At 59.9% G+C, this 20,306-nt stretch carries 18 protein-coding genes and 1 pseudogene; 5 read left to right on the plus strand and 14 right to left on the minus strand.

What is annotated here, in order from left to right; translation table 11 throughout:
- Positions 1-27: 27 nt before the first annotated feature.
- Genes maiA through hmgA form a run of 3 tightly spaced genes read right to left on the minus strand, consistent with a single transcriptional unit; the run spans position 28 to position 3,288 of the window.
- Entirely contained in the window at positions 28-663 is a 636-nt protein-coding gene (gene maiA / locus AB4O36_RS21825; protein WP_460140252.1) for a maleylacetoacetate isomerase, read from the minus strand.
- Between the two features lie 12 nt (positions 664-675).
- Positions 676-1,980: a fumarylacetoacetase gene (gene fahA, locus AB4O36_RS21830; protein ID WP_460140253.1), complete on the minus strand. Its 1,305-nt coding sequence runs from the start codon at positions 1,978-1,980 to the stop codon at positions 676-678.
- A 3-nt stretch (positions 1,981-1,983) separates the two neighbouring features.
- Entirely contained in the window at positions 1,984-3,288 is a 1,305-nt protein-coding gene (gene hmgA / locus AB4O36_RS21835) for a homogentisate 1,2-dioxygenase (protein ID WP_460140254.1), read from the minus strand.
- 164 nt (positions 3,289-3,452) lie between these two features.
- On the opposite strand from hmgA, the gene AB4O36_RS21840 reads away from it, so the two are divergent.
- Positions 3,453-4,283: an IclR family transcriptional regulator gene (locus AB4O36_RS21840; RefSeq protein WP_460140255.1), complete on the plus strand. Its 831-nt coding sequence runs from the start codon at positions 3,453-3,455 to the stop codon at positions 4,281-4,283.
- Here AB4O36_RS21840 and AB4O36_RS21845 read toward each other — a convergent pair.
- The 4 genes from AB4O36_RS21845 to AB4O36_RS21860 form a co-directional block, all read right to left on the minus strand.
- Positions 4,240-4,920 (minus strand): hypothetical protein, encoded by a 681-nt coding sequence (locus tag AB4O36_RS21845; RefSeq protein ID WP_460140256.1) that lies wholly within the window; start codon positions 4,918-4,920, stop codon positions 4,240-4,242. The genes AB4O36_RS21840 and AB4O36_RS21845 overlap by 44 nt on opposite strands.
- A gap of 183 nt (positions 4,921-5,103) precedes the next feature.
- Entirely contained in the window at positions 5,104-7,650 is a 2,547-nt protein-coding gene (locus AB4O36_RS21850) for a helix-turn-helix transcriptional regulator (protein WP_460140257.1), read from the minus strand.
- 139 nt (positions 7,651-7,789) lie between these two features.
- Positions 7,790-9,157, minus strand: coding sequence for a DUF1329 domain-containing protein (locus AB4O36_RS21855; protein ID WP_460117971.1), 1,368 nt, complete (start codon positions 9,155-9,157; stop codon positions 7,790-7,792).
- 23 nt (positions 9,158-9,180) lie between these two features.
- Positions 9,181-10,974, minus strand: coding sequence for a DUF1302 domain-containing protein (locus AB4O36_RS21860; protein ID WP_460140258.1), 1,794 nt, complete (start codon positions 10,972-10,974; stop codon positions 9,181-9,183).
- Between the two features lie 591 nt (positions 10,975-11,565).
- Here AB4O36_RS21860 and AB4O36_RS21865 point away from each other — a divergent pair.
- Positions 11,566-12,333 (plus strand): N-acetylmuramoyl-L-alanine amidase, encoded by a 768-nt coding sequence (locus AB4O36_RS21865; RefSeq protein ID WP_460140259.1) that lies wholly within the window; start codon positions 11,566-11,568, stop codon positions 12,331-12,333.
- Positions 12,334-12,476: 143 nt separating this feature from the next.
- Here AB4O36_RS21865 and AB4O36_RS21870 read toward each other — a convergent pair whose 3' ends face one another.
- From AB4O36_RS21870 to AB4O36_RS21890, 5 genes and pseudogenes are all read right to left on the minus strand, one after another.
- The gene (locus AB4O36_RS21870) at positions 12,477-13,388 is read right to left on the minus strand and encodes an SDR family oxidoreductase (RefSeq protein ID WP_460140260.1); all 912 of its coding nucleotides are present in this window, start codon (positions 13,386-13,388) and stop codon (positions 12,477-12,479) included.
- A 225-nt stretch (positions 13,389-13,613) separates the two neighbouring features.
- A complete protein-coding gene (locus AB4O36_RS21875; protein WP_460117982.1) occupies positions 13,614-14,516 on the minus strand; it encodes an alpha/beta fold hydrolase in 903 nt (300 codons plus the stop codon).
- A complete protein-coding gene (locus AB4O36_RS21880) occupies positions 14,516-15,298 on the minus strand; it encodes a class II aldolase/adducin family protein (protein ID WP_460117985.1) in 783 nt (260 codons plus the stop codon). Before AB4O36_RS21880 ends, AB4O36_RS21875 begins: the two co-directional genes overlap by 1 nt.
- A gap of 131 nt (positions 15,299-15,429) precedes the next feature.
- A pseudogene (locus AB4O36_RS21885) lies at positions 15,430-16,115 on the minus strand (LrgB family protein).
- Positions 16,105-16,491 (minus strand): CidA/LrgA family protein, encoded by a 387-nt coding sequence (locus tag AB4O36_RS21890; RefSeq protein WP_460117990.1) that lies wholly within the window; start codon positions 16,489-16,491, stop codon positions 16,105-16,107. The pseudogene AB4O36_RS21885 and the gene AB4O36_RS21890 overlap by 11 nt, the downstream one beginning before the upstream one ends.
- A 93-nt stretch (positions 16,492-16,584) precedes the next feature.
- On the opposite strand from AB4O36_RS21890, the gene AB4O36_RS21895 reads away from it, so the two are divergent.
- Positions 16,585-17,481, plus strand: a complete 897-nt coding sequence (locus AB4O36_RS21895; RefSeq protein WP_460117992.1) for a LysR family transcriptional regulator — start codon at positions 16,585-16,587, stop codon at positions 17,479-17,481.
- Here AB4O36_RS21895 and AB4O36_RS21900 read toward each other — a convergent pair.
- The gene (locus AB4O36_RS21900) at positions 17,462-17,917 is read right to left on the minus strand and encodes a flavodoxin (protein WP_460140261.1); all 456 of its coding nucleotides are present in this window, start codon (positions 17,915-17,917) and stop codon (positions 17,462-17,464) included. The two genes, AB4O36_RS21895 and AB4O36_RS21900, sit on opposite strands and share 20 nt — an antisense overlap.
- 103 nt (positions 17,918-18,020) lie before the next feature.
- On the opposite strand from AB4O36_RS21900, the gene AB4O36_RS21905 reads away from it, so the two are divergent.
- Together AB4O36_RS21905 and AB4O36_RS21910 are read left to right on the plus strand one after the other, a co-directional pair.
- Positions 18,021-18,479 (plus strand): PAS domain-containing protein, encoded by a 459-nt coding sequence (locus AB4O36_RS21905; protein ID WP_460140262.1) that lies wholly within the window; start codon positions 18,021-18,023, stop codon positions 18,477-18,479.
- Positions 18,480-18,551: 72 nt separating this feature from the next.
- Positions 18,552-19,157 (plus strand): hypothetical protein, encoded by a 606-nt coding sequence (locus AB4O36_RS21910; RefSeq protein ID WP_460118001.1) that lies wholly within the window; start codon positions 18,552-18,554, stop codon positions 19,155-19,157.
- Between the two features lies 1 nt (position 19,158).
- On the opposite strand, the gene AB4O36_RS21915 is transcribed toward AB4O36_RS21910, so the two are convergent.
- Positions 19,159-20,115: a MerR family transcriptional regulator gene (locus AB4O36_RS21915; RefSeq protein ID WP_460140263.1), complete on the minus strand. Its 957-nt coding sequence runs from the start codon at positions 20,113-20,115 to the stop codon at positions 19,159-19,161.
- Positions 20,116-20,306 lie beyond the last annotated feature (191 nt).

Genomic DNA, 20,306 nt, shown 5'->3' on the forward strand with positions numbered 1-20,306 from the left:
TCCCACAGGGGGAATGAACAGAGTCCGTCAGGGGGTGTCTGGCTGATTCGCCGGATGCGCCTTGATGAACGCTGGATGATGTTCCGCCAACCCCGCCACCCGTTGAATCCGCGGGTAGGCCTCCAATGACACATTGAAGCGTTGCGCCGCGTACAACTGGGGTATCAGGTAGATGTCCGCCAGGCCAGGCTCATCGCCAAAGCAGAACCCTTGATCGCCGATCAACTGCTCAACCGTCGCCAGGCCCTGGTCGATCCAGTGTCCGATCCACTCATTCACCTGGGTTTCATCGTGCCCCGACTGGCGCAGGCGATTGAGCACGCTGACGTTGTGCAACGGATGCACGTCGCAACCGATCACCGCCGCCACGCCACGCGCATGGGCACGGGCGACGAGGGATTGCGACAGCAGCGACGGCTGTGGATAACGCTCCTCCAGGTACTCGATGATGGCCGGTGACTGAATCAGCAGCTCACCGTCATCGGTACGCAGGGCGGGCACCCGCCCTTGCGGGTTGATGCCCAGATACGCCGACTGACGATGTTCGCCGCCGGGCGGTGCAATGAGGTTGATCGGCAATGCCTGGTAATCCAGCCCCTTCAGCGCCAGCGCAATCCGCACCCGGTAGGACGAGGTCGAACGGTAGTAGGTGTAGAGTTCCATCCCCCGCTCCTCTTAGTTCGCCGGCAGCACTTTGCCGCGGCATTCACCAAAGCCGATGGAGGCAAAACCGTCCCGGAGGCAACGAGCGCGCAGGATGATTTCATCGCCGTCCTCAAGGAATTTACGCACTTCGCCAGAGACGAGTTCGATCGGTTTCTTACCCCCCTCGGTCATTTCCAGCAGGCTGCCGAACTGACCACTTTCAGGACCCGACAACGTGCCCGAACCGAACAGGTCACCGGCCTGCAACTGGCAACCGTTGACGCTGTGGTGCGCAACCATTTGCGCCACGGTCCAGTACATGTACTGGCTGTTGCTCAACGTCAGGCGATGAGCCGGCAATTTCTGTTTACGCATGTTTTCAGTGAGCAGCAGCACTTCCAATTCGATGTCCAGTGCGCCAGCAGCCTGGTCGCGACTGTCCAGCAAGTACGGCAGCGGCTGTGGGTCTCCTTCCGGTCGAGCCGGCTGAGCACGCCGAAACGGCTCCAGCGCTTCGGCGGTCACCACCCACGGAGAGACGCTGGTGATGAAGCTTTTGGACAGGAACGGGCCCAGTGGCTGGTATTCCCAGGCCTGGATGTCCCGCGCCGACCAGTCATTGAGCAGGCAGAATCCGGCGATGTGCTCGCCCGCGTCGGCGATGGCGATCGACTCTCCCATTTCATTGCCCTGGCCGATCCAGATGCCCAGCTCGAGCTCGTAATCCAGGCGCGCGCAAGGGCCGAAGGTGGGCTCGGTCTGACCGGCGGGCAGGGTCTGGCCCTTTGGTCGACGCACATCGGTGCCGGATGCACGAACGGTCGAGGCACGGCCGTGGTAACCAATCGGCACGTGTTTGTAGTTCGGCAACAAAGGGTTGTCGGGACGGAACAGCTTGCCAACGTTCAGCGCGTGTTCGATGCCCACGTAGAAGTCGGTGTAGTCGCCGATTTTCGCTGGCAGGTGCATCGCACAGTCGGCCGCCAGTGGCAGGAGTTTCGCGCCCTGAGCTTCGATCTTGCCACGCAGGGTGCTGCCTTCCTGGAGCAACTCGATCAACCGTTCACGCAATGCAACACGGGCCGCGCGCCCCAGTTCGAAGAAGGCATTGAGCTGCCCACCCCGGGTGGCTTCGACGGCGGCTTTTGCCGGCCCCTCGAACAGACCGGCTTCAAGCGCCCCTTCAAGATCGAAAATATGCTCGCCAATGGCCACGCCACTGCGGGGCGCACAACCTTGCACACTGAACACACCCAACGGCAGGTTTTGCAGTGGGAAATCCGTATGGCCGTTGGCGGAATCAACCCAGCTGCGCGGGATGGAAGTCTGAGTCATGGGTTATCTCCGAGTCGGGTCGAAAGTGGCGGGCAGCGTGGCCCAGCAAGCGTCGTAGCGGGTTTGCAATTGCGGGCAATCGAGGGCGAAACGGCTCGGACGCAGCACCTGGCTGGTCTCGAACATGAAGGCCATGGTGTTGTCGATTTTCGCCGGGGCCAGCTCGGCGTTGATCGCTCGAGTGCAGGTCTCGCCGTCGGGGCCATGGGCGCTCATGCAGCTGTGCAGCGACGCGCCACCGGGCACGAAACCCTCGGCTTTGGCGTCGTACTCGCCCTTGATCAGGCCCATGAATTCGTTCATCAGGTTGCGGTGAAACCAGGGCGGTCGGAAGGTTTTCTCGGCGACCATCCAGCGTGGCGGGAAGATCACGAAATCCAGGTTGGCCAGACCATGAACGCTGGTTGGCGACGTGAGCACGGTAAAAATCGACGGATCCGGGTGATCGAAGCTGACCGTGCCAATGGTGTTGAAGCGGCGCAGATCGTATTTATACGGCACATTATTGCCGTGCCAGGCGACCACGTTGAGTGGTGAGTGATCAAGCTCGCAACCCCACAACTGACCGAGGAATTTCTGTACCAGCGCTGTCGGTTGTGTGAGGTGTTCGTAATGCGCGACCGGGGCCAAAAAGTCTCGCGCATTGGCCAGGCCGTTGCTGCCGATGGGCCCAAGGTCCGGCAGACGCAGCGGCGCGCCGTGGTTTTCGGCGACGTAGCCACGCGCCTGCGGGTCGAGCAGTTCGACGCGAAATTTCATGCCACGGGGCAACACGACGATTTCCAGGGGCTCGACTTCCAGCACGCCCAGTTCGGTGACGATGCGCAGTCGACCCAGTTGCGGCACCAGCAACATTTCGCCATCGGCGTTGAAGAACACCCGTTGCATCGATCGATTGGCGCAGTATTGATGGATGCTGATCCCGTCCGGTTTATCGCCGCAGGCGTTCGCCGCCATGCTGATGAGACCATCGATGAAATCCGTCGGCTCGGTGGGTATGTCCAAGGCATTCCAGCGCAGACGATTGGGCGTCACTTCAGCCAACGGACCGCCTTGCAGTTGTCGCTCCAGTTTGACGAATGCCGGGTGATTCGCGGAAGGCTGGATGCGGTACATCCAGGTCCGTCGTGCTTCGCTGCGGGGCATGGTGAATGCGGTGCCTGAGAGCAGCTCGGTGTACAAGCCGTAGGGCGCCTTTTGCGGGGAGTTCTGGCCGACAGGCAGCGCGCCGGGCAAGGCTTCGCTGCTGAACTCATTGCCAAAGCCCGACTGATAGGTCAGCCCGGAGGCCGTTGAATCGAGGTCCATGGAGCCTCCTGAACGGGGAATAGGCAGTGGCCGTGCGCTCTGCTTCGGAGGTCACGGCACGCCTGGGTTATTTTTATCGTAATTCAATTACGCTTAACGTAATTTGATCGAGATTGACCGTCAAGCTATAAAGACGCCCACTCGTTACGGATCAGATCGCCACCATGGAAACGCTGCGCAACAACGATAAGCAGAAAGTCCGCTCGGCCGAGGTCGGCACCGACATCCTCAAGGCACTGGCCGAGCTGTCGCCTTCGACTTCGCTGTCGCGCCTGGCCGAGCATGTGCAGATGCCGGCAAGCAAGGTTCATCGTTATCTGCAGGCATTGATCGCCAGCGGCTTCGCCGAGCAGGACCCCGCCACCAACCACTATGGCCTGGGTCGTGAAGCGTTGAGGATTGGCCTGGCCGCACTCAACAGCATGGACGTGTTGAAAGAGGGGGCCCTGCCCCTGGCCGAATTGCGCGATGAACTGAACGAAACCTGTTTCCTGGCGGTGTGGGGTAATCAGGGCGCGACGGTGGTGCACATCGAGCCGGCAGTGCGTGCGGTGACCGTGGTGACCCAATTGGGCTCGGTGCTGCCGTTGCTCAGCTCATCGACCGGGCTGGTGTTCGGTGCCTTCCTGCCCAAACGCGAAACCATCGATCTGCGCGAGCAAGAGCTGCACAGCGTGAAGACGCATGCGCTGGCGGACGATCAGACGTACGCGTCGTTGTGCGAGCAGATCCGCCACCGTGGTCTGCACCATGTCCATGGCCTGCTGATGCCGGGCGTGGATGCGTTATCGGCCCCGGTGTTCAATGCCGTCGGGAACGTGGCGGCGGTCATGACCATCGTGGGACCGACCTCATTGTTCCATGCCGACGAAAACGGCCCGGCGGCGCAGCGATTACTCGCGGCGACGCGGGCCGTTAGTTGGCGGATGGGATATCAGGATCCCATCGAGATCAGACCAGGAATAGAGGAAGGATCGCGATCACCATTTGACTGATGTCACTTTTGGTTAGTTGAGGATGGCGATATTGTTCCTCAAGCGTACCGCGCACGGTGTAAACACCGCCCTCGCCGTAATAGTAAGGGATCTCGTTATGCTGGAAACTGCTGTGAATATCGTCAACGATATTTTTCGAATCAACAACGATCAGTTCACCAGCGGACATCCCCGCCGTCGTCAAAAACACTTCATCAATATTAACGTCGGTTGCATCGCGCAGCGCAACGCGAACGTCTTCGACCGTAACCGATTTGATAGTGCGTTTTAACAGATTGATCGAAGGTTCTGCGGTCAACGCCTTGACGATATCAACAACGATGCTCTTGAAGTCGACGACCGTCAGACCCTCAATCAGGTCCTTGGGCTCCCTGGAATAACGCTGACGGGATATCACTGCCGCGTTTTCCGCATACTCAGGCAATGCTTCCTTTTCAACCCAACCGAGGGTCTCATCGTAGAGCGAAATCGCGTCGGTCACCAGATCGGCGCCCACGTCAATCGAATTCAGGAAGGTTACATGCGGATTGACTCCAAACTTCTGAAGGCGCTCGATCAACAGCACATACACCGCGAAGTCTGTCCGGGTATTCTTTAGTTGCTCAATTTTGTCTTGCGAAAAGAAACGAGTACTCATAAATACTTCCTGTCATGTCATCAGAGTCGAACACCCTGTTCGACTCGGGGATAAAGTTAGAGATTCAAAATAATAATCGGCGATGCGTTGCCGACTGGTTAAAAATATACAACGAGCGCCGCACACAATAAAACCGACAACTTGTATGCATTCGTAAAGTTCAACTTAACACCACGCCAAACTTCAACTAACAACCCCCATTGCCTTGACTTTGGCCACGGCCTGAGTACGCCGTTCCACCCCCAACTTTCCATAAATACGCCGTGCGTGGGTTTTCACCGTGTGCAAGGAGATAAATAGTTGCTCGGCGATCTGCTGGTTGGAGTTGCCAAGGGCAATCAGCGTGACAACTTCAACTTCTCGAGCGCTTAAGCGGGTGGTATCGGTGGCTGGCTCGCCCGCTTGCGCATCACCACGCAATCGGCTCTGCAGGCTCGGTTGGCGCAGGATCAAATCACGCATCGCTTGTTGGGCGTTGCAGCGCTCGACTAATGCCAGGCCTGCGGCCATGCAGGCCCTGGCTTGCTCGGTGTGCCCGATCAGGTCCGCCACTTCAGCGCACGCCAGCTGCAATTCCGCTTCGAGGGACAGCATTGCGTTGTGCCGAGCGTGATCGATCAGGGGTTGCAAGCGCTCCAGTGGCCGTTGCGTCAGCCCCAGGTGCGTCTCTGCCAGCACCAATTGGTACTCGACCCGCGCGATCAACGACAGCGTGGCTGGAGGCGCCTGAAGTGCATCGGGCCCGCGGTAGTGGCGCAGCAATCGATTCAGAGCCTCCCTGGCCAGTTCCGGGCGGCCCTGCTGTAACCAGAAGTGACTGCTGACCTGCAACAGAACGCCACGGTAGACCGTTTCCGGAATCCGTCGTTGCTGCATCAGCCGCTCAGCGTCACGTAACAGCACGAATGCCTGGGCATAGTCCAGGCGGTTGGCCGCGAGTTGCGCCAGGCCGAGAAAACCGTACAGCGCGCGTTTGTCATGGTTGCGCAGGCAGAGTTCGAGGCCGCTCTCGAACTGCACAGCCGCCAGCGTTTGTTCACCCTGCGACAGCAATAGCCGCCCCCGACGCAAGGCAATACGCCCCAGCAACGGTTCGGCGGGCGGTTGTTGCTCGATGAGCAACCTTTGCATGTCCGCCAACAGTTGTTCTGCCCGGGCGAACGCGCCTCGTTGTTCCAGCAACTGCGCATGGTCGAGTTCCAGCAAACCCTCGAACACGAGCGAACCGTGCGCACGTGCCAGGCACAAGGCATCACGGTTAAGCGCCTGCGCGACGTCAAGCTCGCCCGTCAAAAGCGCCTGCTGGGTCAGCCCCGACAGGCACATCAGGCGCACGCTCCAGAGCGGCGGCCCGAGCACCTCGAGCGCCGCCAGAAAATGCGCACGCGAAGCCTGTATACAACCCTGCAAATGCAGGCGCCAGCCCTGCAACGTCTGCCAGCGGGCGATCAGTTGCTGCTGCATCAGCGCCGATGGCTGGGGCAGAAAGCGTGAGAGATTGTCGATGCATTCGCCCGCCTGTTCGAAGCGTCCGGCGATCAGCAAGGCCGCGCTGATAAGCCCGACCAGTTGGGGCGAACCGAGCATCAACGCCTCGCCCTTGCGCTCATGCAGGCGCACCAACAGCACCACGGTCTGCTCCTCGAACAGGTGCTCGAAATTGAAATGCTGCAACAGGCTGACGGCCACTTCGAACTCTTCTGCCAGCAAGGCCTGCTCGAAAGCCGCCTTCCAGTCGCGTTCGGCGGCGAACCATTGGCAGGCACGGCGATGCCAGGAGCGCGCTTGCGGCCATTGTTCTTCACGCATCAACTGTGTAAGCGGCGTGAAGATTTGCAACCAGTCTGCGCAATCGCGCCAAGGCTCGATAAAGCAACCCAATGCCTGCAAGGTTTGCAGGTAGTGTGCGCCCTCGCCTGCGCCAAACAAGTGCTCGCACAGGCGGGCATTGAACCGCGGCAAATGCGCCAGCACTCGCCAGGCCTCGCTCAAGGGCGGGCTGAGCATGCCGAACAGCTCGTGTTCGAGGTAGTTATGCAGGGTGTCTGCTCGCCCATGCAGTTGTTCATTACGCGACCAATCACACTTTTGCAGCAGGGCGATCCGTACGCCTGCGCACCAACCGCCAGTGAGTTCGACAATCCGGCTGGCACGCTTGGCGGCATGCTCCGGTTCCAGGTGATGCAGCAGCCCCGCGATCTCGACCTGGGTGAAGGCCAGGCTTTCGCGTTCGCAGTCGTAAAGTTCATCGGCCAGCAACAGTCGCGGCCAGTTGCACAGTGGCCGACGGCGGGCGCTCAGCCACCAGGTGACCATCGGACTGCTGAGCGACAGCAGGCGGTCGAGCAAAGCGTCCAGCGGTGGGTTTGGCGTGCGGCAATAATCATCCACGCACAGCCAGATCGGCGTGGGCGAATGGGCCAGATGCGCGAGCAATCCAGCTTCATCCACCGCGTCCGAACTGACGCTTTGAGCCAGGCGCTGGAGAAACTCATCGACACTGATCGATGCCCCCGCCAGCGGTAGCCAACAGACCTGACATGGCGCTGGTGCGCGCAACAGGCATTCGATGAGCAGTGCGCTCTTGCCACTTCCGGCCGGCGCACACAGCAGTTTCACCCGTGCGTTCGAGGCCAGCAACGGTTCGACCAGCCGCTCGCGAGACCGGTGGTGGGTCGATAAACGGGGCAGGAATCCAGGGCGGTCCGGCCATGGTGTCATGGCGGTCATATTGGGGGCCTTGTTATTTTTGTAGCCTCACCCTAGCCCTCCCCACACAGCTTGTTGAAGGAGTATTCAACACGCTGATCGACTCCAATAAAAAAGGTGACTGTAAAGTCACCTTTTTCCGACGGCGATGTAGGAAGCATCACCTGACACCAGTACTCCTTAGCGCTGCTGGCGTGTAATCACCCGCTTTAGCGTCAACACCGAACTCGAAACTGCGCTTCTCTTCGTTCTTCATGCCCAGGGCAATGTAGCGTCCGGCGATCAGGTCATACAGCGCTTCAACGGTGTAAGCCGGCACCTGATGATCGTAGTAGTTTTGCGCGTGCCCTTCGGCGACGCGCCACAGTTGCCCACGTCCGTCGTAGTGATCGGCCAGCGCCACCTGCCAGGTGTCTTCGTCGATATACATGTGGCGCTTGGCATACACATGCCGTTCGTTGGGCTTGACCGTCGCGACCACTTCCCACACCCGGTGCAGTTCGTAACGGGTCAGATCCTGATTGATGTGCCCGGCCTTGATCACATCGGTGTACTTGAGGTCCGGCGAGTCGAGCTTGTAGCTGTTGTAGGGAATGTACATTTCCTTCTTGCCAATCAGCTTCCAGTCGTAGCGATCCGGCGCCCCGGAAAACATATCGAAGTTGTCGGTGGTGCGCAGCCCGTCGGACGACGTACCGACGCCGTCATAGGCGACCTGGGGCGCACGACGCACACGACGCTGGCCGGCGTTGTAGATCCAGGCCTTGCGCGGCTCCTTGACCTGGTCGAGGGTCTCGTGCACCAGCAGCACATTGCCCGCCAGCCGCGCGGGCGCCGTGACCTCCTGCTTGAAATAGTTGAGCACATTGTCGTCGCTACCCGGCTTCAGGTCCCCGAGCAGCGAAGGCACTGCCACCTCATCCTTGAAGCGGATCACGGTGAAATCACCGTTGGACTGCGGCGTGGCCTGGGTGATGGTGCGCCGCAAGTTGCCACCGTGATAACGGGTGATGTGGTTCCAGATCACTTCGACGCCGTTCTTTGGAATCGGAAAGGCGTAGTAACGGTTGCCGGTGAAATTGGCCAGGCCGTTGCCGTCGTTGATGGGCGTTACGTTCAACGCGCTGCGTTTGGCCGACTCGTAGATTTCTGTCGGCACGGCGGCTGTGCGATGGCTCGGGTAAACCGGGATCTTGTAAGTCTGCGGGTAGCGCTTGAACATCGCGACCTGGCCATCGGACAGCTTGTCCTTGTACTGATCGACGTTCGCCGCGGTGATGGTGAACAACGGTTTTTCGTTGGCGAAGGGGTCCGCCAGAAATCCTTTGCTGTCCACCGCACCGGCGTTTTTCGGCAGGCCGCCGGTCCACGCCGGGATCGAACCGTCAGCGTTGCCGGCCTTCTCGGCGCCCAACGGCGTCAGGCTGGTGCCGAGCTTGTTGGCTTCTTCGGGGGAAACCGCTGCCATCACATTGGCGGCCAGCAGGCCGAAGGCCAGAACACCGCACTGCAAAATCATCTTGCGCATTAAAATCATCCTTCTCAGCCAGATCAGAAGTTCACGCCAAAGCTCAACGCCAGGAAGTCACGGTCTTCCAGGGTGTTGTAGTCACCACCGAAGAAATCGGTGTAACTCAGGCTCGCGGTGTAGGTGTTGCGATAGTCGGCATCGACGCCGACGCTGATCGCCTTGGCGCCTTCGTTGAACAGGCCGTTGGGGCCGTAGCCGGTGACGTCGTGAGACCACGACAGGTTGGGCTTCAAGTTGATGCCGGCGACGACGTTGTTGTAGTCGAGGATGGCGCGGGCGCGGTAACCCCAGGAAGTCGAGGTGACAAAACCGTCGGTATCACCGCCGAAGCCGTATTGGCCATAGACCGAATCGCGGCCATAGCGCAGGTTGCTTTTGTCCTCCAGCCCACCGACGTGCACCACTGCCGCTTCACCCACCAGGGTCAATCGATCTGCGCCGGCGACCTGATCGATGAAGTGCGTCAGGCTGCTCTGGATCTGGGTCACTTCCTTGCGACGATACCCCTTGTTGTCGGCACCAGGCCTCGTGGCGATCGGTGAAGCCGTGCCACCAGCAATCGGGTTGACCAGGGCCAGGGTCAGGTCGGTGCTGTTGACCTGGATCGGCAGGTTGGGCCGGTAGCTGATCTCGCCGGTCCAGGCAGTGCCGGTGGGCAAGGTGGTGGAGAAGCTCGCGCCGTACAGGCGGATGTCTTCGGGGTACTCCAGGTAATACTGGCCACGGCCGAGCATTACGCTCTGGGCCAATCCATTACCGCTGCCGGGGGCGATGGCGTTAGCAGTGGCGATAATGGCCGGCAGCCGTGCCAGGGTGCCCAACCCTGCGGTGCTGGTGCCCACGTAAGGCGAGCGGCTGTGATAGTTCATGAAGTACAGACCGTACTCGGTGTCGTCACCCAGCCAGCGCAACGCCGTGCCCCATTGCCCGGAGTCACGGGCATCACGGTCGCCGCCGCGGGGCACGATCACCCCTTCCCTGCCGACCTCAAATCCCTGGCCAAACGCTGCGGCAATCGGTTGCAACGGGGCAATCGCCGGGCTTGCTACGGTGTATCCGGTGGTGCAACCGTCCGCCGCCACGTCACCGCCAAAGAAGGTGCCGCAGTTATCGAGTACGGTCTGGTCCCACTCCAGCTGGTAGAAACCTTCCACTGTCAATTTGTCGGTCAGGCCCTGGCTGGCGAACAGCATGTTCACCGGAATCAGGCCTTCCTTGATCTCGGCGCCCGGGCGGCGAAACGCGGAAACGTCGATGGGGTTGATGCTGTTGATCGAGTTGCCAATGAACGTGCTTTCCCCCCAACTGACCACCTGCTTGCCGGCGCGCACGGTGCCCGGCAATTGGCCGATGGAGTAGTTGTGGTAGACGAAGGCATCAAGGATTTCCCCGCCAGCGGACTTGGAGCCTTCCTTTCGATTGTGATCGCTGATGGGCTTGAACGGCCGGTCCTCGTCTTTGAGTTCAAAGTCGTACCAGTATTTGCCCCGCACGAACACGCCCGTGTCGCCGTACTTCAGCTCGAGGTCGTGGATCCCCTTGAAGATCTTCGAGAAGGTCTCACCCTTGGTGAAGTTCTGGCGCCCGTCATCCCCGGTGGACGCCTGCCCGCTCCCGCCATTGACCGTCCCCACCAGCGACTGCTTGGCATCACGCATGCCCCAGCTCGCACCCACGGACAGCGACGAGTCGAACGTGCCCTCGATTTCGCCGATGTTGAACGAAACGGCCTGCGCCTGGGCACAGCAGCCCAAGGCCACCGCAGCGGCCAGCGCCTGCGGTTTGAAGATGGCGCGCATTGTTGTTTTTGTCATGCGTCTTCCCCGGTGAGTGACAGAAGGCCACACCCTACTGCCGCCAACGAGGGGGGATAAGCGCACGAAGGAGGTATTTGCAGTGTCGCTCGAAAGGATGAATCGGCTGCCCGCACGCGGGGTTGCGCCACGCATGAGTGCGGTGGATAGACCCTGATCAGTCAGGCGCATGATGTTGCGTGCCAGCCCCCGATCTGCACCGTACTGTTGCTCAGCCTGCAATACTGCATGTCTGGAATCGCTATTTTTCCTTTGGGTTCAGGGGCTTATTCTAACCGGGCTTTGATGAAGACCACCTCAAGGCACGGCGCGAAGGCGTGTGATCACGCCACACCTTCAGCGACAGAATCCAGATGACTCGAAAGTCTCGACTCATCGCCCGATGTGCACCGGACGTTGATTTGTAGCTCCTTAATCCAACGTCTTACCTTGGCCGCTGCGTTTGCAGCGGCCTTTTTTTGCCTGGCGTTTTTGTACGCTTACATGTCTTTAGGAAAGTGGCTACACAACTCTGTAAACACAGGAAATGGCGAATGTTCAAAGCTGACCGCTGCCGTCTGCAATAGCAGCGATTCATACGAGAGCATGTTCATGAAGCCGATCCTCTACAACAAATCCCGCTCGGTCAAAAGTTACAACAGCCGAGTTCGCTTTCTGATTTTTCACTACACCGCCGGTAATTTCTCCAGCTCCCTCAGCGCACTGACAGGTCCTGACGTGAGTGCCCACTATCTGATCCCGGACATCACGGACCCCAGTTACCTGAAGGCGGGTTATACCCAACAGGAAGTCTTCAACCTTGTCGACGAACAACATCGAGCGTGGCATGCGGGGGCCAGCGCGTGGGGTAACCGAACCGGTTTGAACGACACGTCCATCGGTGTAGAGATGGTCAATCTGGCGTCTTACAAGGACGGCGTATTCACCTTCCCGCCTTACCACCCCGCGCAGCTCGTGGCGATTGAAGAACTGGCACTGAACATCCTGGGGCGCTATCCGGACATCAGTCCGACTCAGGTGTTGGGCCACTCCGACATTTCCATCGGACGCAAAAGCGATCCGGGGCCGGCATTTCCCTGGCATGCGTTGTATTTGAAGGGGGTGGGTGCCTGGTTCGACGAGGCCGCCCAAAAGACCTTTGAGGACCAATACGCCGAGAAGGGAATTCCTGAACGGGCTGAGTTGCTCAAGCTGTTCAAGACCTATGGCTATGACACTTCACTGGCTTGCAGCGATTCGGGCTACGGCCTTTTGGTCCGCGCGTTCCAAATGCACTTTCGCCCGGCTGATTACAACGGGGTCATGGATGTGGAGACGGCGGCGAATCTGGCGGCGTTGGTGAGTAAGTATTTCCCGTAACCTGGAACCCTGTAGGAGCGAGCATGCTCGCGATGAACGTCCAGACACCGCTGGCATTCAGACAGCCCGCGTTATCGTTAGCGACCATCGCGACGGTTCGACGCCTCGACAAGCTCGCTCCTACAGGGTTCGGGTGTGGGATTTTAGATGGCGTAGCGCTGCAAATTGCTCATCATTTCCTTCAGCGCCTCGATGTTGTCCTTCGGATGCGCTGCACCTTCGAAGTCGCAGATCTGCTGCCAGTGCGCGGCCACGTCTTCGGGTGTGAACCCGGTTCGCGGATCGAAACCGGCACCGAGGCTGCGCTCCCAACGCACCTTGCCCATCCAGCCGCCACCCACTTCGAACAGCCCGGAGGTTTCCTGGCAGTTCTCGCTGGCGAGGTACACCACCAGCGGGCTGACCAGTTCCGGCTTGAGCTGTTCGAATACCTGCGGCGGAATCAGTCCCTCGGTCATGCGGGTGCCGCCGGTAGGGGCAATGGCATTGACCAGGATATTGTTTTTACGGCCTTCGAGAGCCAGGGTCCGGGTCAGGCCGTAGAGACCCAGTTTGGCCATACCGTAGTTGGACTGGCCGAAGTTGCCGTAGATGCCCGAAGTCGAGGCGGTGAAGATCACCCGACCGTAGTTTTGCTCGCGCAGGTGTGGCCACGCGGCGCGGGTGACTTTGTAGGCGCCTTCGACGTGGACGCGGTAAACCAGGTCCCAGTCGGCATCGTCCATTTTGTGAAACGTTTTGTCGCGCAGGATCCCGGCGTTGTTGACCACCACGTCGACTCGGCCGAAGGTATCGAGGGCGTTCTGGACGATTTTTTCGCCGTCGGTGACAGAGTCGTGGTTGGCCTCGGCAATGCCGCCCGCTTCACGAATCTCGGCCACCACCCGGTCTGCCGCCGAAGCGTTCGCACCTTCGCCCTGGGTCGATCCGCCAAGGTCGTTGACCAGCACTTTGGCCCCCTGCTTCGCGAACAACAGTGCGTGGGCACGCCCCAGGCCACCGCCGGCCCCGGTGATGATCACGACTTTATCTTCGAAGCGCACAGACTCGTTCATTACGGGACTCCAGCAGGCCAGGGACTATGAGTCCGAGTGTCTGACATGCGAGTGCGCGCCACAATGATCTGGGGCAAGGCTGAATGGTAGGTGATAAGGCCTGAGGATGATGCACGGTCGCCCTTTTCCCCGTAGGAGCGAGCATGCTCGCGATGGTGGCGCAGACAACGCGGGGCAGCAGGACGCCAGCGTTATCGTTAACCACCATCGCCAGCAAGCTAGCGCCTACAGAGACGCGACCTTCAACACCGTCGGTGTCAGCCGATCGCGAAATGCCAGGTAGTGTTCCAGCACTTGCCCTGGAGCCTCACTCTGCGGGTAATGGCCGATTCCGGGCAGTAAAACCGTATCGGGGTTGGGGATCAGTTGGCGATAGCGCTGGACCATGTGCGCGCCGGAAATCGGGTCGACCTCACCATCGATGACGCGCAACGGCACCTCGCCACGCTGCATCGCACTGACCCAGCGGTCGCGCTGAACGCGTCGTTCGGGAATGTAGCTGATCAACTTGTGCAGGATGCGAGGGCCGCGATTGCTCTCCACCAGGCTCCAGAAGTCATCGAGCTCACTTTCACTCGGCCGGGTCTGAGGCCCGAAAATCTGGCGGAAACTCTTCACCAGCGCATCGCGCGAGAACGCCCGGCCGATCATCCAGCCCAACGGACTGAGTAATAGCTTCTGCATCAGCACCGGGCGATGGGTTTCCGGAAACAGGCCGCCGTTCAGAAACACGCAACTGGCCAGGTGAAACCGTGCTTCGTAATGCCGTGCCAGCAACTCCTGAGCCACGCTGTCACCGTAATCGTGGGCCAGCACGTGCACCGGTTGCTGGACCTTCAAGTGTTCCAGCAATGCCTGTTGCAGATCGGCCTGTTCGAGCAGGCTGTACTCGTGGTTCAGCGGCTTGGCCGAATCGCCGAAACCGAGCATATCGCAGGCGATCAGGCGATAGCGCTGCGACAGCGGTTGCCACAGGTAATGCCAGTCCCAACTCGCGGTCGGGAAACCATGGATCAGCAGCAGCGGCTCCCCCTGCCCCGCCGTCCAGTAACGTACGGTCTGGCCTTGGAACACAAAGGACTGGCCGCGTTTGCGCCAGGCACTCAGAGGAATCTCGGCAAGAGGCATCAGAGTTTGTATCCCGTGTCTTGTTGATCGAGTTTGCGCAGCAGCGCTGGCCAGGCCAGGGTGCCGCCCATCCCTTGAGCACTTTTGGTGACGCCGGCGATCATTGCCCTGGCACCTGCCAGAATCTGCGGCTCGATGGCGATCAGTTCGGCGCCACCGCTCGAGGCCATGACCTGGATGTCGCAGGTGCGCTGGAAGATGAACATCATCAGGAACGTATCGGCGATGGTGCCGCCACAGGTCAGCAGGCCGTGGTTGTGCAGCATCAGGAAATTGTTTTCACCGAGATCGGCCTGCAGGCGCGCCTTCTCTTCAGGGTTCAGCGCAACCCCTTCATAGGCGTGATAGGCCAGGCTGGAAAGAACGAACAACGACTGCTGGCTGATCGGCAGGATGCCTTGTTTCTGCGCCGACACCGCCACGCCTGACGCCGTGTGGGTATGCAGCACACAGGCCACATCGTGACGGACTTCATGCACGGCGCTGTGGATGGTGTAACCCGCCGGGTTGATGTCGTAAGGGCTGTCCATCAGCTTGTTGCCCGCCTGATCGACCTTGACCAGGCTCGACGCGGTGATCTCGTGGAACATCAGCCCGAACGGGTTGATCAGGAAGTCTTCGGTGCCAGGCACCTTGGCGGAAATGTGGGTGAAGATCAGATCGTCCCAGCCATGCAGTGCGACCAAACGGTAACAGGCAGCCAGATCGACACGGGCCTGCCACTCGGCGGCACTGACCTGATCTTTGACACTGTGGGGCGATTGGACGGGGGCTACGCTCACGGCAAGGAACTCCTGTTCTTATTGTTCTGCTCACGTGAACCAGTCTAGTCAGATAGTCGTTGGGTAGTAGTTGCATTGGCAGCCAGCTTGATGACCGAACGAGTCAGTTAACGGATGGGAATGGATCCATGTCAAAGGACCGCCGCCAGCAACGGCGCAGCGAACAGGTTCAACAGTCCAGTCAGCACCATCACCAGCCCCGCCACCGAGCCCTCCTCACCCCCGACTTCATGGGCCCGACTGACCCCGGCGCCGTGCGCGCCAACTCCGAACAAGGCCCCACGAGCCAGCGCGCTGCGCAAGGGCAGCCACTTGAGCAGGATGCCGCCCAGCATGGCGCCGAACACGCCGGTGAACATGACGAACACGGCCGTCAGCTCCGGCACGCCGCCCAGGTCGTGAGCCAGCGGCATGGCGAAGGGCGTGGTGATGGAGCGCGGCAGCAGCGACATCGTCACCGAACTGTCCAGCGCCAGCGCCTTGGCAAGACCGAACGAGCTGCCGATGGAGGCAGCGCTTCCGGCCAGCATGCCGAGCAGGAGAGCCGACCAATGGCGCATCAACAGTTGCCGCTGCTGCCAGATCGGCACGGCGAAAGCGACGGTCACCGGGCCGAGTACAGCATCAGCCAGTGGGTGTTGCTGGAGTATTCGGCATAGGCGGTGTGCAACGGTATGGCGAGTGCCAGCAGCAGGGCCGGGACCAAAATCAGTGGAGACAGCAGGTAGCGGCCCGTGCGCGAATAGACCCAGCGACTGAACCCATAGGCCAGCAAGGTGAAGGCCAGCCAGAACATCGGCATCCATTCAAGTTTCACTGGGCTTGCTCCACCGCACGACCAGTTCCACCGTGAACGCCGTGACCAGCATCACCATCAAGGTGCTGACACCGATCACCAGAAGAATCCGCCAGCCTTCATCACGTAACAAGCCACCGTAATCGAGCAGGCTCATCAATGCCGGGATGAAAAACAGCAACATCTCGGCCATCAGCAGGCCTGCGCCCTTCTGTAACGTGGCCGGCTTGAGCAGCCCGAGCGCGAACGCCAGCAGCAACAGCGCCATGCCGATGACACCACCGGGAATCGGCCAGCCTGACCAGGCCGCCAACTGGCAGCCGAGCAGATAAATGGCCAACAACACGGCCAGCTCGGTGGCCAGGCGGCCCAGGTATTTCAGGGTAGATGCTTTCATGTCGTCATTCCTCGCCCGTTCATTTTACGGAGCGGGCTGCTATCCCTAAAGCGAATTGTTAGACTCGGTGCCATTCCACATTGGAATTACGTAATGGAATTCAGGCATCTGCGAAGCTTTGTCGAGGTCATGCACCAAGGGGGGTTTACCCAAGCCGCCAAGACCTTGCACATCAGTCAATCGGCCGTCAGCAAACAGGTTGCCCAACTCGAGCAGAGCCTGGGAACGCCCTTGCTGGAGCGCCTGGGTTCGCAACTGCGTCTGACTGCAGCTGGCAAAGTGGTGCTGCAGCGCGCCGAAGGTATGCTGCGCCTGCACAATGAATTGCTCAGCGAACTGGATGACCTGAGCCATCTGGCCCGTGGCGAGTTACGCCTGGGGTTGCCTCTATTGGGCAGTGACGCGCTGTTTGCGGGCTTGTTTGCCGAGTACCGGCGACGCTACCCCAACATCAGCATCCATTTGCTCGAGGGCGGAAGCCTGAACATTGAGCAAGGCGTTTTGAGCGGTGAGCTGGAACTGGGCGGAGGGCTGCTGACCAAAGACCCGCAGTTCGCCTTTCAACCGTTTTGCGACGAGCCGCTGGATGCCTTGCTGCCCAGCGAACATCCCTTGGCGAAGAAGTCCGTTATCGACCTGGAAGAATTGGCTGAAACACCCTTCCTGCTCTATCAGCGCAGCTTCGTGCTCAATGACCGCGTGCTGCAAGCCTGCCAGCAGGCGGGGTTTACGCCAAAGGAAGGCGGGCGCAGTGGCCAGGCGGATTTTCTGGCCGCGCTGGTGGCGGCCGGGCAAGGCGTGGTCCTGTTGCCGCGAGTCGTGGCGCGTGGGCTGGAGCGGCCAGGCGTGGTGCGCCTGGCCTTGAACGCACCCGATTACCTGCGCTGGGACATCGCGTTCATCTGGCGCCAGGGTGCTTATTTGTCCAAAGCCGCCCAAGCCTGGCTGGCGCTGTTGCGCGAGCGCCCGGTCAGTCGCGCAGAGCGCTGATCAGCTCCGCCAGCCAGGGCTCGGCATCGGTTTCCGGCGTCACGCTTTCGCTGGCGTCCAGGCGCAGCATCGGGACCACTTCGCGCACGCCCATTTCGCCCAGTAACTCGCGCATCAATTCGCCGCCGCCACAGAACGTGTCGCCATAACTCGCGTCGCCCAAGCCGATCACAGCTCCCGGCAAACCACGCCAGGCGGCCGGCAACTGATCGCGGATGGCGAAGTACAGCGGTTGCAGGTTGTCCGGTAATTCACCCATGCCTGTGGTTGAAGTCACCGCCAGGAAGGCATCAGCGCCAAAGGCCTGGATGTCGGCGAAGCTCGCACGAGGGTTGTGGAAAACGTCGAAGCCCGCAGCTTTCAACAGATGCGCGGCATGACGGGCGACTTCTTCGGCAGTGCCGTACACCGAGCCGGAAAGGATGGCGACTTTCATCAATCTGATCCTGAAACTGGATAAAAGACCGGGATATTAACAGCACGGTCCCGAATGTTCTTTTAGACTTGAGACGGACTATCAACAAGGAAGACAACTTTAAATGATCAATGCCCAGCTGCTGCAAATGGTGATCAACGCGTCCCGCGACGGCATCGTGATTGCCGAGAGAGAAGGCGAGCACGACAATATCCTGATCTACGTGAATCCGGCATTCGAACGCCTGACCGGCTACAGCAGCGAAGAAATCCTCTATCAGGACTGCCGCTTCCTGCAATCGGGCGATCGCGACCAGGCACCGCTGGCCTTGATCCGCGAGACGTTGAAGGGAGACGGTTCCTGCCGCGAAGTCCTGCGCAACTACCGCAAGGACGGCACCCCCTTCTGGAATGAACTGTCGCTGACCACGGTGAAAAACCCGAGCGATGGCCAAACCTATTTCGTGGGCGTGCAGAAAGACGTGACCGTTCAGGTCAAGGCTCAGCAGCGGGTTGCGCAGTTGGAGGAGCAAGTTGCGCAGCTGCAAAAGGAGCTTGCTGAGCTAAAAGCGACGAACGGCTAAAACAAAATAAAGAATCGATTGTCATTAACTACAATCACCGATGCCTTCGTAACTTTTTATTTCGAGCAGATCATGCACCGTGACGCACTCCTGACCCAGGACGAACTGGATTACATCCAGTCCATGCAACACAACCCGCAACTCAACGTGCGGGATGCGACGTCGAGCCTGCTCGTCAACGGCGGTTCGCAAATCCGTGACCTGCTCACGCGCCTGGCTGCGCATGAGCAAGTCACCATCCAGGCCAATTTCGAAAACCAGCAGATGACCTTCCCGCTGCATCTGGTGGAAGACGAGTTTCATGCGTTGCATCTGCGCCTCGGTGTTCCCAGCATCTACGAGGACGGGCCATCGGTACGGCCATGGCGCCTGGTCCTCGAAGAGCCGGTCGCCCTTGAGAACGCCAGTGGCCAGCCCGGAACGATGTGGGTGCACGAGGTTTCATTCAAGGGCGTCCTGCTGGAAGTCCGCAACAAGACCAAACCGCCCAAGCATTTTGCGCTGTGGTTCAGCCCGTCAGGCTATGAACGCATTGCGATGCGTGGCACGTTCGAAAAAGAGGCCGAGAATGGCTTCTACGCCTATCAACTGAGCCAGAGCGACACGGACGAAACCGAACGTTTGCGCCAGTTCATCCTTCAGCAGCACCGGTTGACCCACCCCACCCTGCACCTCTGATTCAGGTGTCCAGGCTACCTGCCAGGAACTGCCTCAGGCGCTGACGCATTTCCATGCCCTCGTTGCCCAGGCAGCCGATGGAGGAGCCGGCAAGGCTTTCCTCCGCCAGGTCAGACGCATCACCGGCGAGCATCAAGCGACAATCCAGGCTCATGGCCAGCCGATTAAGCCGTCGAGGCAAGTCGGGCGCGGGGACGTGATTGGAAAAGAGCACCAACGCCTCTGGCTTTATTTTTTCGCACACCAGCGTCAGCTCATCCAGCGGCTGACCAATTGTCAGCAGCCGCACCCCCATGTCATTGCCGCTCAGGAACAGCGCAGCGATGAGCAATTCAAGCTCACGGCACTGGCCGGCCAGGGCGCTGATGATCACCCGACGGGGTGAGCTGCGCATCAGCAGCAAGCGCTGCAGGACCCGTGTGCGCAAATAGCCGTCGTAGAACAGCCACTCGCTGGTTTGTCCGAACTGATCCTGGCGTTGCAGCAACTGTTTCCAGAGCGGTATCAGAATGTCCTGGAAAACCACCGCCTGGGAATAACTGGAGAAAATCTGTCCGTAGACCTGATCCAGCTGAATATCGTCGAAGGCGCTGACGGCCGCGTGCACCTGTTGCTGCCATTGCGCGTAGTCGGCTTGTACCAGTTCGTTGGGGATGATGTGCGAAAGCGCCTGAAGCGGCGCGGCCTTGGCCAGGATCTTGCCGACCTTGCTGACGGCGACGCCACGGTCGAGCCAGCCGAGAATGCTGTGGACCCGCTCGATATCGGCGAGCGCGTACAACCGATGCCCGCTTTCGGTGCGTGTTGGCTGGAGCAGGCCATAGCGCCGCTCCCAGGCGCGCAGCGTGACCGGATTGACGCCCGTCAGCCGTGACACCTCGCGAATTGGGAACAGATCTTCCTTTTCGATGGAAGCGGCGGTAGGTGAACCAGTGTCATCGTCAATCGAAACAGGCATTGGGCAGTCAACCCTTTCGTGCAAATTGGATCCTATATTAACTCGTCTACCCCTCCTTCATTCAAGGTATAGATCAATCACGGCAGTCAGCAGATACCTGTAGAATCCGGCGCATTCCTTGCTTGTACCAAGACGCAGCCCACCACCCCGGCGCTGTGCCTGGCGAAACTCCTACCCGGAGTGACGCGTTA

The sequence above is a fragment of the Pseudomonas sp. S2_E01 genome, from assembly GCF_054668365.1.

Coding starts and splice junctions, on each gene's coding strand:
- AB4O36_RS21890 (WP_460117990.1), bottom strand. CDS start 16,491: ATGAAAGCATCTACCCTGAAATACCTGGGCCGCCTGGCCACCGAGCTG.
- AB4O36_RS21850 (WP_460140257.1), bottom strand. CDS start 7,650: ATGACCGCCATGACACCATGGCCGGACCGCCCTGGATTCCTGCCCCGT.
- AB4O36_RS21855 (WP_460117971.1), bottom strand. CDS start 9,157: ATGCGCAAGATGATTTTGCAGTGCGGTGTTCTGGCCTTCGGCCTGCTG.
- AB4O36_RS21865 (WP_460140259.1), top strand. CDS start 11,566: ATGAAGCCGATCCTCTACAACAAATCCCGCTCGGTCAAAAGTTACAAC.
- AB4O36_RS21895 (WP_460117992.1), top strand. CDS start 16,585: ATGGAATTCAGGCATCTGCGAAGCTTTGTCGAGGTCATGCACCAAGGG.
- AB4O36_RS21910 (WP_460118001.1), top strand. CDS start 18,552: ATGCACCGTGACGCACTCCTGACCCAGGACGAACTGGATTACATCCAG.
- AB4O36_RS21845 (WP_460140256.1), bottom strand. CDS start 4,920: ATGAGTACTCGTTTCTTTTCGCAAGACAAAATTGAGCAACTAAAGAAT.
- AB4O36_RS21915 (WP_460140263.1), bottom strand. CDS start 20,115: ATGCCTGTTTCGATTGACGATGACACTGGTTCACCTACCGCCGCTTCC.
- maiA (WP_460140252.1), bottom strand. CDS start 663: ATGGAACTCTACACCTACTACCGTTCGACCTCGTCCTACCGGGTGCGG.
- hmgA (WP_460140254.1), bottom strand. CDS start 3,288: ATGGACCTCGATTCAACGGCCTCCGGGCTGACCTATCAGTCGGGCTTT.
- AB4O36_RS21840 (WP_460140255.1), top strand. CDS start 3,453: ATGGAAACGCTGCGCAACAACGATAAGCAGAAAGTCCGCTCGGCCGAG.
- AB4O36_RS21860 (WP_460140258.1), bottom strand. CDS start 10,974: ATGACAAAAACAACAATGCGCGCCATCTTCAAACCGCAGGCGCTGGCC.
- AB4O36_RS21905 (WP_460140262.1), top strand. CDS start 18,021: ATGATCAATGCCCAGCTGCTGCAAATGGTGATCAACGCGTCCCGCGAC.
- AB4O36_RS21875 (WP_460117982.1), bottom strand. CDS start 14,516: ATGCCTCTTGCCGAGATTCCTCTGAGTGCCTGGCGCAAACGCGGCCAG.
- AB4O36_RS21900 (WP_460140261.1), bottom strand. CDS start 17,917: ATGAAAGTCGCCATCCTTTCCGGCTCGGTGTACGGCACTGCCGAAGAA.
- AB4O36_RS21870 (WP_460140260.1), bottom strand. CDS start 13,388: ATGAACGAGTCTGTGCGCTTCGAAGATAAAGTCGTGATCATCACCGGG.
- fahA (WP_460140253.1), bottom strand. CDS start 1,980: ATGACTCAGACTTCCATCCCGCGCAGCTGGGTTGATTCCGCCAACGGC.